Here is an 11,197-nt window from a genome sequence, read left to right on the forward strand (position 1 = left end):
CCCTGCCGGACGCCCTGCCGGGCGCCGCCCCGCACGCCGGTAGGATGGACCACCGTGGCTCTTACTATCGGAATCGTCGGCCTGCCCAACGTGGGCAAGTCCACCCTCTTCAATGCCCTGACCCGTCAGACCGTGCTCGCGGCGAACTACCCGTTCGCCACGATCGAGCCGAACGTCGGGGTGGTGAACCTGCCGGACGAGCGGCTCGAGACGCTGGCCGGGATCTTCGGTTCGCAGAAGATCCTGCCGGCCACCGTGTCCTTCGTGGACATCGCCGGCATCGTCAAGGGCGCCTCCGAGGGCGAGGGGCTCGGCAACCAGTTCCTGGCCAACATCCGCGAGGCCGAGGCGATCGCCCAGGTGGTGCGCGCCTTCGACGACCCGGACGTGGTGCACGTGGACGGGAAGATCAACCCGGCCTCGGACATGGAGACCATCAACACCGAGCTGATCCTCGCCGACCTGCAGACCGTCGAGAAGGCGATCCCGCGCGTCGAGAAGGAGGTCAAGGGCAAGAAGCGCGACGCCGCCGAGCTCGAGGCCCTGCAGTCCGCCCTGGCCGTGCTCGAGCGGGGGGAGACGATCTACGCCGCCGTGCAGGGCAAGGCCAAGGACGCGCCCGAGACCGAGTGGCTGCGCGAGGTCAGCCTGCTGACCGCCAAGCCGTTCATCTACGTGTTCAACTGCGACGAGGGCGTGCTCGGTGATGAGGCGAGGCAGCAGGAACTGCGCGACCTCGTGGCCCCGGCCGACGCCGTGTTCCTGGACGCCAAGCTCGAGGCCGACCTCGTGGAGCTCTCCGAGGAGGAGGCCCGCGAGATGCTCGAGCTCAACGGCCAGGACGAGTCCGGGCTGGACCAGCTGGCCCGCACCGGCTTCCACACCCTGGGGCTGCAGACCTACCTGACCGCCGGGCCCAAGGAGGCCCGCGCCTGGACCATCAAGAAGGGCGACACCGCCCCCAAGGCCGCCGGCGTCATCCACACCGACTTCGAGCGCGGCTTCATCAAGGCCGAGATCGTGTCCTTCGAGGACCTCGTGGCCGCCGGCTCCATGGCCGAGGCCAAGGCCGCCGGCAAGGTCCGCATGGAGGGCAAGGAGTACGTCATGCAGGACGGCGACGTGGTGGAGTTCCGCTTCAATGTCTGACGCGCTCCCGCCCTGCCCCGAGTGCGGTGAGGCGTATGCCTACGAGCAGGGCCCGCTGCTGGTGTGCCCCATGTGCGGGCACGAGTGGGCTGCCGACGACGGCACCGCCGGTGAGGCTCCCGAGCAGACGCCGGCCGGGATCAGGGATGCGGTGGGGAACCCCCTGGCCGACGGCGACACCGTGACCATCGCGAAGGACCTCAAGGTCAAGGGCGGTGGCGGCGGAGTCGTGAAGGTCGGCACGAAGGTGCGCGGAATCCGCCTCATCACCGACGGCGTGGGTGACCATGACATCGACGCCACGGTGCCCGGTTTCGGGCGGATCCAGTTGAAGTCGAGCGTCGTCAAGAAGGTCCTCTGACCTGTTCGGACAGGAGTGAACGATGACCGCGACACTGGTGGCCGCCGGGCTGGCGGGCGGGTACGGCCACCGCACCCTCTTCGACGGGCTGGACCTGACGGTGGCGCCCGGGGACGTGGTCGGGGTGGTCGGCGCGAACGGCGCCGGGAAGTCGACGCTGCTCTCGCTGCTCGCCGGTGTCCACGCCCCGCAGGCAGGGTCGGTGTCCCTCTCTCCCGCTGACGCGTTCGTCGGCTGGCTGCCGCAGGAGCACGAACGGGTCGCCGGTGAGACCGTGGCCGGTTACATCTCCCGGCGGACCGGATGCGCGCAGGCGACCCGGGAGATGAACGCGGCGGCCGAGGCGCTCGCCGAACCGGTGGACGCCGAGGCCGCGAACGACGCCTATGCGTCCGCGCTGGACCGCTGGCTGGCCAGCGGCGCCGCCGATCTCGACGAGAGGCTTCCGGCCGTACTCGCGGAGCTCGGATTCGACCTCGACGGCGTCCCGGTCGAGGAGGCGCTGATGACCTCGCTCTCGGGAGGCCAGGCGGCCCGCGTGGGACTGGCGGCGCTGCTCCTCTCGCGTTTCGACATCGTGTTGCTGGATGAACCCACCAACGACCTCGACCTCGACGGCCTCGAGCGGCTCGAGGACTTCGTCCGCGGCCTGCGCGGCGGTGTGGTGCTGGTCAGCCACGACCGGGAGTTCCTCGCGCGCTGCGTGACACGGGTGCTGGAACTCGACCTGGCGCAGGGGTCGAACCGCGTGTACGGCGGGGGCTATGACTCGTACCTGGAGGAACGGGCGACGATCCGCCGGCAGCTGAGGGAACGTTACGACGAGTTCGCCGGGCAGAAGGCCGACCTCGTCGTCCGGGCCAGGACCCAGCGGGAGTGGTCCAGCCAGGGCGTGCGCAACGCGATGCGCAAGGCGCCGGACAGCGACAAGCTCAGGCGCAAGGCCTCGACCGAGTCCAGTGAGAAGCAGGCCCAGAAGGTGCGGCAGATGGAGAGCCGGATCGCGCGGCTCGAGGAGGTGGAGGAGCCGCGCAAGGAGTGGCGGCTCGAGTTCAGCATCGGCGCGGCACCGCGATCGAGCTCGGTGGTCTCGACGCTCAGCGCGGCGGTGTTCCGGCACGGGTCGTTCACGCTCGGGCCGGTGTCCCTCCAGGTGAACGCGGGGGAGCGCATCGGCATCACGGGTCCGAACGGGGCCGGCAAGTCGACGTTGCTCCGGGGACTTCTCGGCCGGCACCTGCCGGACGAGGGGTCCGCCACCCTCGGAACCAGCGTGCAGATCGGGGAGGTCGACCAGGCACGTTCCCTGCTGGCGGGGACCCGGCCGCTCGCCGGGGCGTTCGAGGCGCTCGTCCCGGAGCTGGCGACGGGCGAGGTCCGAACGCTGCTGGCCAAGTTCGGGCTCCGGGCGGACCACGTGAACCGTCCCGTGGACGAACTGTCCCCGGGGGAGCGCACGCGTGCCGGGCTGGCCCTGCTGCAGGCGCGCGGGGTCAACCTCCTGGTCCTCGATGAGCCCACGAACCACCTGGACCTGGAGGCCATCGAGCAATTGGAGCAGGCCCTCGAGTCCTACGACGGGGCGCTGCTGCTGGTGACGCACGACCGCAGGATGCTCGCGACTGTGCGCACGGACCGGTGGTGGGACGTCGAGGCGGGCCAGGTCACCGAGCGGCGGCGCTGAGGCCCCTCAGCCCTGCGGCTTGCCCCACACGTGCGCGCCGCCCCAGTCGACCGTGACCGCGGGTTCGTCCCCGACGACCCAGGCGTCGTGCCTGGGCTGGACGACCACCACGTCACCGGCGCGGGCGTCGAACTCGCTGCCGTCCGCCATCCGGATGTGCACCTGACCGGAGATCATGTACTGGAAATGCGGCGCCTCGCAGAGATCGGTGCCGGCCACCGGCTTGACGTGCTCCGACCACTTCCAGCCGGGCTGCAGGGTGATGAGGGCAACCTGCCCACCCCCGATGGTGACGATCTCGCCCGTGCCCAGCGGGAACTCCCTGACCTCGTCGGGAGCCGAGACGTTCTTCAGCTCATAGTCCGACATCGGAATCTCCTTCGCTCCGTGGGTCGTCAGGACCCACGGCAATTCTCGGCCCGCTCCCCGGGGGCCCGCAAGCATCGGGGCACGGTCGTCGCCCGGCCGGAGGCGGGCCGCCACGGTGCTGCCGTCCCCGCCGGGGCCTCAGTCGTGACGCGGACGCCGACGGTTCTGCTTGACCTCGGACCGCCTGCCCTTCGCCTCCAGCCGCCGACGCTGTGAGCCACGCGTGGGCCGGGTCGATCGTCGCGGGACCGGCGGGACGACGGCCTCGCGCAGGAGTCCGGCGAGGCGCTGCCTCGCGGCGGCGCGGTTCCGTCGTTGCGAGCGGTGCTCGGAGGCGGTGATGGTGAGCACCGACCCGGTGAGCCGCTCGGCGAGCCGGTCGAGGGCGCGGGCACGCTGGGTGTCGCTCAGCGCCGTCGTCGTCCGCAGGTCGAGGCTGAGCTGCACGCGTGAGTCCGCGGTGTTGACGCCCTGGCCCCCGGGACCGGAGGACCGGGAGAACTGCTCCACCAGTTCTGCCTCCGGCACCGTGAGGCCACGGGGTGCTCCGGGGCCCGGGGGCACGTGCAGGTCATCCACCCGACCAGTGTGCCTCACCGCGGACGATGGCACCGGGCGGGGCCGGGACCAGGATCCTCCTCGACATCCGTCCTACCGCTGTGACGCTAGGCACGGGCACCCGTCGGGGCCGGGGTGCGCGGCAGGAACGTGGCGAGCCCGAGTCCGAGCAGCCCCACGACGGCCAGTGCGATCATCGCGGTGGCGTAGGCGCCGGTGGACAGGCCCGCGACGAGGATCGTGCCCGCGATCGCCGTGCCGAGCGAGGAGCCCAGGTTCGACACGCTCCGGGACAGTCCGGAGATCTCCCCCTGGAGTTCGTCGGCGAAGGCGGACTGCACGATGTTCACCGAGGGCGTGAGCATGCCGCCGAGACCGAAACCGATGAGGAACAGGCCCGGGGAGAACGCCCAGGCGCTGGGGGAGACGTCGACCATCAGGATCAGGACGCCGATGCCGACGACGGTGATGGCGAAACCCGCGATGATCAGGGTCCGTTGTGGCCGCCGCTCCGCGAAGCGCTGGGCACCGATCGAGGACAGCAGGATCCCGAGGGTGGCGAACGTGAAGATCACGCCGGACTCGATCGCACCGTAACCCCGGACCACCTGGAGGTAGGCAGCCACCGTGAATGAGACGCCCATCAGGATCAGCCACTGGAGGTTCTGCGTGATCATCCCCAGGTTGGCCGTCCGGTCGCGGAACATGGCGCTCGAGAGCAGGGGCTCCTTCCCGGCCCGTTCCTTGGCCCGCCCCATCGTGAAGAACAGGGTCAGCAGGAGGGCGCCGGCCGCGAGCAGGGCGAGCATGAGCCAGGCGTTGTCGTCCGCGGCCAGGATGCCCGCGACGATGAGGATGAGACCCGCCGCCGAGGTCGCCGCGCCGATGGTGTCGAACGGCCGGTCCGGTTCGGCCGGCAGGGGATCCACGAGCCGGCGGCTCAGCAGCACGATGACCGCGATGATCAGCGCCTGGAACACGAAGGCGGCACGCCAGCTGATGAAGCTGGTGATGGCCCCACCGATCAGCGGCCCGGCCGCGGCCCCGACGCCGGCCATCGCGCTGATGGTGCCGAACGCCCGTGCCCGTGAGGTGAGGTCGGCGAAGTACAGCGTGGCGAGGATGTAGACGGGCGGGATGAGCAGCGCCGTGCCGATGCCCTCGAGGAGGGAGTTGCCCAGGATGAGCACACCCAGTCCGGGGGACACGGCGCTGACCAGCGCGCCGACGCCGTAGACGATGAGGCCGGTGATGAAGCACCGCTTGCGGCCGTACCGGACGGTGAGCTTTCCCCCGGGGATCATGAAGGCCGCCATGACCAGCAGGAAGACCGTGATCGCGATCTGCACGCCCTGGACCGTGGTGTCCAGGTCCTCGCTGATGTCGGTGATCATCACGTTCATGTTCGATCCCGCGAAACTGCAGATGAACTGTGCCAGGGCGAGGGGAAGGAGCGCCCCGCGCTGGGCACGTGATGGTCGGTCGTCCATTCCGTTTCCGGTCATCTGGCACCCCACTCGAGTCGAGACCTGTCCCCGCGCCCGGGGCCCGTGGCCATCGTGCCGCCGTCGGGCATCCCGGAACATCACCCGCCGCGTATGATGCGGCCGCGGTCCCGACGCCCGACCCTGAGAACGACACGTCTGCACCGCCGGCGGTGCGGCCCCGTCGTCCAACGAAGGGTTCTGCCATGACCGACTACCCGCTCATCGCCAACCACGGTCTGATCGGTGACCTCCAGAGCGCTGCGCTCGTCGCGACCGACGGGTCGGTGGACTGGTTCTGCGCACCGCGGTTCGACTCGCCCAGCGTCTTCGGGGCGTTGCTCGACGCCGCGAACGGTGGCCGCTGCCGGGTGCGCCCGACCGCGGAGGTCTTCACGGGCAAGCAGATGTACTTCCCCGACACTGCGGTGCTGGTCACCCGGTTCATCACCGAGGCCGGCGTGGGGGAGGTGGTCGACTTCATGCCGGTGGCCGGTCCGGCCGCGACTCCGGGCCGGCGCCTGGTCCGCATGGTGCGGTGCGTGCGCGGGCAGATGGACTTCGAGATCGAGGTCGCCCCGCGGTTCGACTACGGGCGCGAGCCACACCAGACCCGCGTCACGGAGGACGGTGCGGTCTTCGAGGGCCCCCGCACGTCGATGACGGCGCACCTGGTCCGCGAACCCGACGACGAGCGACTGGGCCGGGTGCGGGTGCTCGACGGCGGCGACGTGCACGTCGAGCTCACCCTGGCCGCCGGCCAGGCGCGGGGCCTGTTCATCGAGACGGGCGTGGCCGGCCCCGTCCGGTCAGTGCGCGTGGCCGAGGTCTGGCGGCTGTTCGACGAGACGGTGGACTTCTGGGAGGAGTGGCTCGGGGGGTCGACGTACGCGGGGCGGTGGCGCGACATGGTGCACCGCTCCGCCATCACGCTCAAACTCATGACCTACGCGCCCAGCGGCGGCCTGGTCGCGGCACCGACCGCCAGCCTGCCGGAGCAGATCGGCGGGGAGCGCAACTGGGACTACCGCTTCACGTGGGTGCGTGATGCGTCCTTCTCCGTCTACTCCCTGCTGGGACTGGGGTTCTCCGAGGAGGCCGCGGCGCTCGCCCGGTGGCTGAGGGAACGGATGGAGGACCAGGCGCACCCCGGCGGGAACGGCCCGTTGAACATCATGTACCGCATCGACGGATCGACCGACCTCACGGAGGAGGTCCTCGACCACTGGGAGGGGTATCGCGGGTCGAGGCCGGTGCACATCGGCAACGGGGCGGCCGGACAACTGCAGCTGGACATCTACGGTGAGGCGATGGACAGCTTCTACGTGGCCTCGCGCCACGGTCTCCGGGCCACCCATCAGGGCTGGCTCCGGATCTGCGACCTCCTGGACTGGGTCGCCGAGAACTGGGACCAGCCGGAGGAGGGCATCTGGGAGACCCGCGGCGGCCGCCAGGACTTCACCTACGGCCGCCTGATGAACTGGGTGGCCCTTGACCGCGGCATCCGGCTGGCCACGGACAACGGGCGGCCCGCGCCCCTGGAGCGGTGGCGGGCCGAACGGGACGCCATCTACACCCAGATCATGCACCGCGGCTGGAGCCCCACCCGGCAGGCGTTCCGCCAGCACTACGAGACCGACGTGCTGGACGCCTCGCTGCTGAGGATGTCGACACTCGGGTTCATCAGCCCCACCGACCCGATGTGGACCTCGACGCTGAAGGCGATGGACGGTGAGCTGGTCACCGACAGCCTGGTGTACCGCTATGACCCCGAGGCCTCGCCGGACGGCCTACGGGGCACGGAGGGGACGTTCTCGCTGTGCACCTTCGCCTACGTCGCCGCGCTGGCCGAGTCCGGTCGTCTGGACAAGGCCAGGATCACCTTCGAGAAGATGCTGACGTACGCCAACCACCTGGGCCTCTACTCCGAGGAGATCGCCCTCACGGGCGAGCAGATCGGCAACTTCCCGCAGGCCTTCACGCACCTGGCGCTCATCGACGCGGCCCTCGCGCTGGACCGGCAGCTCGACCTGGCCCCGCCGGCGCAGTCCCGGCGCCGCTCCCGGGAGGCCACGCTGGCTGCCCCGGGCGCTGGGGACGATGCGGACGCGGCCCCGGCCGGGTGAGCTGACACCCGGAGAGCCGGTCCGGGGCGGGGTGCCACGCCTCACCTCTGGTGCCTCCGTGCCGTGACCTGCACAATCACTGGATGGAGAACCCACGGATCCCCCCGCCCCTTCTGGCACTGTCCGCCGCCGCCCTGCAGCGCATCCTGCCGGCCGGCGCGACAGCAGGACCGCTCCGGCGGGCAGCTGCCCAGACGGTCGCGACCGCCTCTGCCGTCACGATGATCGGGGCGTCGGCCCAGTTCCTGGTGTACCGGACGACGGTCGACCCCCGGGAACCGGAGCGGGCCTCCACCCTGGTGACCAGCGGGCCCAACGTGGTCACCCGGAACCCGATGTATCTCGGCATGGCCGGGCTCCTGGCCGCACACGCCATCCGGCGGGGCCGCTGGGCCGCGTGGGTCCCGGTGGCGGCCTTCGTCATGCTGATGGACCGCACCCAGATCCCCGCGGAGGAACGGGCACTCCGCGAGCGGTTCGGCGCCGCGTACGAGGACTACTGTGCCGCCGTGCCCCGGTGGCTGGACCGGCGCTCCGCCGCCCGCCTGCAGGAGGGGGCCGTGACCGAGGTCCGCCGGCCCGCGGGGGAACTCCCAGGCCGTCAGGATGCCGGGTGAGGGGAGCTCCCGCACGGCTCAGCCCTCGTGCCGGAAGCCCAGCTTGATGGTCACCTGCCAGTCGGCGATCCGCTCGTCCTCGATATGACCCCGGATGGACTGGACCTCGAACCAGTCCAGGTTCCGCAACGTCTTCGCCGCCTCCGTGACGGCGTTGGTGACCGCTGCGTCGACGCCGTCAGGGGACGTCCCGACGATCTCGGTGACGTTGTACACGTTGTTGGCCATGGTGTCCTCCGGGGTTCGGCCCGGGCCGGTGCGCCCGGGGGTCGTGCTGGCCACCGTAACGGAGGCTGCCCCGCCGCGGCCAGACCCCGTGCCACGCACGGCGGCGGTCCCTCGGGCTCCTAGACTGGCCGGGGAAGGGGCACGATGACGGGAACGACGAACGACCTGACGAGGCACGACGGCCGCGGAGGCAGGGCCGGTGCGCGCGGGCTGGACCGGCTGGCCACGGTCCTGACGGAGGCGGCGAGCCCCTTCGTCCTGGTCGCCGTGGTCCTCGTGGTGGTGGCCGTGCACACCGATCCCCACTGGGCGCGCAGCGCGCTGCTCACGGTCGTGCCGATCGCCGTCGTGCCGCAGGCCATCTCCCTCGTGATGACACACCGGAAGGTGGTCACGGACAAGTTCATCGTCCACCGGACCCAACGGCATCTGTTCTACGCCCTGGCCCTCGGGTCCATCCTCCTCGGGGCGGCCCTGGCCTTCCTCGTGCCCACCGGCACCGTGATGCGGGCCGCGGTGGTCCTGGCCGTGGGCACCCTGCTGGTCGTGATGGCCCTGAACACCCGCATCAAGGTCAGTGTCCACGCCCTCATCGGTGCGCTGACCGCCGTGGTCGTCCCCGCCGTCGCCGGGGCCTGGACACTGCTCGCCGTCCTCGTCCCGCTCTGGTTCGGCGTCAGCTGGTCCCGGGTGCGCCTGGCCCGGCACGAGCCCGCCGAGGTGGTGCTCGGCTCGATCGTCGGGATCGTCGTGGGACTGGCCTTCTGCGGATGGACCGGCGTGGCCGGCTGAGCGGCCGGGCGGGCCGGGTCAGCCCGCGGTCTGCAGCCCCTGCACCGCCACCACGGCGTCCCGCACGGCGCTCGCCGCCAGCTCCGCGTCCTGTTCCGCGGAGTCAGGGCCGAAGGTGAACCGCACCGCGGTCCTGGCCAGTCCGGCCGGGACGCCCAGCGCCGTGAGCACGTGGGACGGCTCATCCGAGCCGGCTGCGCAGGCGGACCCGGAGGAGCAGACGACCCCGCGCCGTTCCAGTTCCAGCAGCACGGCCTCCCCGTGCGTGCCGGCGAACACGAACGACGCCGTCCCCGGCAGCCGCCGCTGCGGATCTCCGGTCAGCCGCGCGCTGGGCACCTCGCGCAGCACCTGCTCGACGAACCGGTCCCGCAGGGCGCGCACCCGGGGCCCGACGCCGGCCCGCTCGGCCTCGGCGGCCGCCAGGGCGGTGGCCAGGGCCACGGCGCCGGCCACGTTCTCGGTGCCGCTGCGCCGGCCGCGCTCCTGGCCGCCGCCGTGCACGACGGGTTCCAGGGCCAGCCGGCTGCGGGCCCACAGGACGCCGACCCCCTTGGGGGCCCCGACCTTGTGCCCGGACAGGCTCAGGGCGTCCACGCCCAGGCGCCCCACATCCAGGTCCAGCCAACCGGCCGCCTGCACCGCGTCCGTGTGGAACGGCACCCGGTGCTCCCGCGCCACCGCCGCCAGTTCGGGTATGGGCTGGACGGTGCCGATCTCGTTGTTGGCGTACTGCACGGAGACCAGCGCCGTGTCCGGACGGATGAGCCCGGCGAGCTCCGCCGGGGAGACGAGACCGTGCTCGTCCGGGGTGAGGTGATCGGCGGTGAAACCGTGCGCGCGGACCAGGTAGTCCACCGAGGCCAGCACCGCCTCGTGCTCGAGCGGCGTGGTGATGAGGTGCCGGCCACGCGGCGCACCCAGGGCGATGCCCTTGACGGCCAGGTTGTCCGCCTCGGTGCCGCTGCCGGTGAACACGACGCCGGCCGCGCGCCCGCCCAGCACCGTGGCCACGGACCGCCGGGCGGCCTCGAGCCCGGCCGCGGCGGACTCGCCCAGGCCGTGGTGGCTGGAGGGATTGCCGAAGTCCCCGGTCAGGTACGGCCACATCGCCTCCAGCGCCTCGCGCCGCACGGGGGAGGTGGCGGCGTGGTCGAGGTAGATCACGTCCCCACGTCCAGCCCGAGGTCCAGGGACCGCACGCTGTGCGTCAACGCCCCCACGGAGATCACGTCCACGCCCGTGGCGGCGATGTCGGCGACCGTGTCCAGGCTGACGCCGCCGCTGGCCTCCACGATGGCCCGGTCGCCGATGATCGCCACGCCCTCGCGCAACTCGTCCAGGGTGAAGTTGTCCAGCATGATCGTGTCCACCCCGGCGGCGAGCACGTCCGGGATCTGGTCCAGCCGGTCGACCTCGACCTCCAGGTGGGCCGTGTGGGGGAGCAGGTGCCGGGCCCGCACCAGTGCCTCGGTCAGGCTGACGCCGGCACCGGCCAGGAACGCCAGGTGGTTGTCCTTGGCCATCACCGCGTCCGAGAGGGAGTGCCGGTGATTGTGGCCGCCGCCGTCGCGCACCGCCTGGCGCTCCAGGACGCGCAGGCCCGGGGTGGTCTTGCGGGTGTCCACGATCCGCGCGGGGGTGGCCGCCACCGCGGCCACGTAGCGCGAGGTCTCGGTGGCGATGCCGGACATCCGCTGGACGAAGTTCAGGCCGATCCGCTCGCCGCGCAGGATCGCGCGCGCCGGGCCGCTGACCTCGGCCAGCACGGTGCCGGCCTCGAACGCCGCCCCGTCCTGGACCCAGGTGCTCACGGACAGCTCCGGGTC

Annotated in this window: 12 protein-coding genes; 6 read left to right on the forward strand and 6 right to left on the reverse strand. The window is 71.6% G+C overall.

The genetic code is table 11. The annotated features are described in order from the left end of the window. Positions 1 to 54 precede the first annotated feature (54 nt). The 3 genes from ychF to Q0283_RS10195 are packed head-to-tail and all read left to right on the forward strand — an operon-like array spanning position 55 to position 3,194. Positions 55 to 1,149 (forward strand): redox-regulated ATPase YchF, encoded by a 1,095-nt coding sequence (gene ychF / locus Q0283_RS10185; RefSeq protein WP_183527254.1) that lies wholly within the window; start codon positions 55 to 57, stop codon positions 1,147 to 1,149. Continuing rightward, the gene (locus Q0283_RS10190) at positions 1,142 to 1,510 is read left to right on the forward strand and encodes a zinc ribbon domain-containing protein YjdM (RefSeq protein WP_183527252.1); all 369 of its coding nucleotides are present in this window, start codon (positions 1,142 to 1,144) and stop codon (positions 1,508 to 1,510) included. Before ychF ends, Q0283_RS10190 begins: the two co-directional genes overlap by 8 nt. A 22-nt stretch (positions 1,511 to 1,532) precedes the next feature. Next, complete coding sequence (locus tag Q0283_RS10195; protein WP_183527250.1) at positions 1,533 to 3,194, forward strand: ABC-F family ATP-binding cassette domain-containing protein; 1,662 nt, start codon at positions 1,533 to 1,535, stop codon at positions 3,192 to 3,194. Between the two features lie 6 nt (positions 3,195 to 3,200). Here Q0283_RS10195 and Q0283_RS10200 read toward each other — a convergent pair whose 3' ends face one another. The 3 genes from Q0283_RS10200 to Q0283_RS10210 form a co-directional block, all read right to left on the reverse strand. After that, positions 3,201 to 3,563, reverse strand: a complete 363-nt coding sequence (locus Q0283_RS10200; RefSeq protein ID WP_183527248.1) for a cupin domain-containing protein — start codon at positions 3,561 to 3,563, stop codon at positions 3,201 to 3,203. Positions 3,564 to 3,701: 138 nt separating this feature from the next. Next, positions 3,702 to 4,142: an alternative ribosome rescue aminoacyl-tRNA hydrolase ArfB gene (gene arfB, locus Q0283_RS10205; protein WP_298044470.1), complete on the reverse strand. Its 441-nt coding sequence runs from the start codon at positions 4,140 to 4,142 to the stop codon at positions 3,702 to 3,704. A gap of 86 nt (positions 4,143 to 4,228) precedes the next feature. Continuing rightward, positions 4,229 to 5,626: an MFS transporter gene (locus tag Q0283_RS10210; RefSeq protein WP_298044472.1), complete on the reverse strand. Its 1,398-nt coding sequence runs from the start codon at positions 5,624 to 5,626 to the stop codon at positions 4,229 to 4,231. A 185-nt stretch (positions 5,627 to 5,811) separates the two neighbouring features. Between Q0283_RS10210 and Q0283_RS10215 the strand changes: the two genes are divergently transcribed. Both Q0283_RS10215 and Q0283_RS10220 read left to right on the forward strand, forming a co-directional pair. Next, on the forward strand, positions 5,812 to 7,731 hold the full coding sequence (locus Q0283_RS10215) for a glycoside hydrolase family 15 protein (RefSeq protein ID WP_298044474.1): 1,920 nt from the start codon (positions 5,812 to 5,814) through the stop codon (positions 7,729 to 7,731). 83 nt (positions 7,732 to 7,814) lie between these two features. Then, on the forward strand, positions 7,815 to 8,348 hold the full coding sequence (locus Q0283_RS10220) for an isoprenylcysteine carboxylmethyltransferase family protein (protein WP_298044477.1): 534 nt from the start codon (positions 7,815 to 7,817) through the stop codon (positions 8,346 to 8,348). A gap of 18 nt (positions 8,349 to 8,366) precedes the next feature. Here the strand turns inward: Q0283_RS10220 and Q0283_RS10225 are convergent, their stop codons facing one another. Beyond that, positions 8,367 to 8,576, reverse strand: a complete 210-nt coding sequence (locus Q0283_RS10225) for a dodecin (RefSeq protein ID WP_183527238.1) — start codon at positions 8,574 to 8,576, stop codon at positions 8,367 to 8,369. Positions 8,577 to 8,720: 144 nt separating this feature from the next. On the opposite strand from Q0283_RS10225, the gene Q0283_RS10230 reads away from it, so the two are divergent. Then, on the forward strand, positions 8,721 to 9,368 hold the full coding sequence (locus tag Q0283_RS10230; RefSeq protein ID WP_298044479.1) for a hypothetical protein: 648 nt from the start codon (positions 8,721 to 8,723) through the stop codon (positions 9,366 to 9,368). Positions 9,369 to 9,386: 18 nt separating this feature from the next. Here the strand turns inward: Q0283_RS10230 and Q0283_RS10235 are convergent, their stop codons facing one another. Continuing rightward, positions 9,387 to 10,535, reverse strand: a complete 1,149-nt coding sequence (locus tag Q0283_RS10235; RefSeq protein WP_298044481.1) for a cysteine desulfurase family protein — start codon at positions 10,533 to 10,535, stop codon at positions 9,387 to 9,389. Then, positions 10,532 to 11,197, reverse strand: a 666-nt coding sequence (gene nadC / locus Q0283_RS10240) for a carboxylating nicotinate-nucleotide diphosphorylase (protein WP_298044483.1), incomplete at its 5' end; no start/stop codon positions are given. The genes Q0283_RS10235 and nadC, both read right to left, overlap by 4 nt.

Source organism: uncultured Citricoccus sp. (genome assembly GCF_937871995.1).
GTDB lineage: Bacteria > Actinomycetota > Actinomycetes > Actinomycetales > Micrococcaceae > Citricoccus.

Bases quoted from the DNA above. Each gene is read 5' to 3' on its own strand.
- Q0283_RS10230 (WP_298044479.1), top strand. From the start codon at position 8,721: ATGACGGGAACGACGAACGACCTGACGAGGCACGACGGCCGCGGAGGC.
- Q0283_RS10200 (WP_183527248.1), bottom strand. From the start codon at position 3,563: ATGTCGGACTATGAGCTGAAGAACGTCTCGGCTCCCGACGAGGTCAGG.
- Q0283_RS10225 (WP_183527238.1), bottom strand. From the start codon at position 8,576: ATGGCCAACAACGTGTACAACGTCACCGAGATCGTCGGGACGTCCCCT.
- Q0283_RS10195 (WP_183527250.1), top strand. From the start codon at position 1,533: ATGACCGCGACACTGGTGGCCGCCGGGCTGGCGGGCGGGTACGGCCAC.
- Q0283_RS10210 (WP_298044472.1), bottom strand. From the start codon at position 5,626: ATGACCGGAAACGGAATGGACGACCGACCATCACGTGCCCAGCGCGGG.
- Q0283_RS10215 (WP_298044474.1), top strand. From the start codon at position 5,812: ATGACCGACTACCCGCTCATCGCCAACCACGGTCTGATCGGTGACCTC.
- Q0283_RS10220 (WP_298044477.1), top strand. From the start codon at position 7,815: ATGGAGAACCCACGGATCCCCCCGCCCCTTCTGGCACTGTCCGCCGCC.
- Q0283_RS10190 (WP_183527252.1), top strand. From the start codon at position 1,142: ATGTCTGACGCGCTCCCGCCCTGCCCCGAGTGCGGTGAGGCGTATGCC.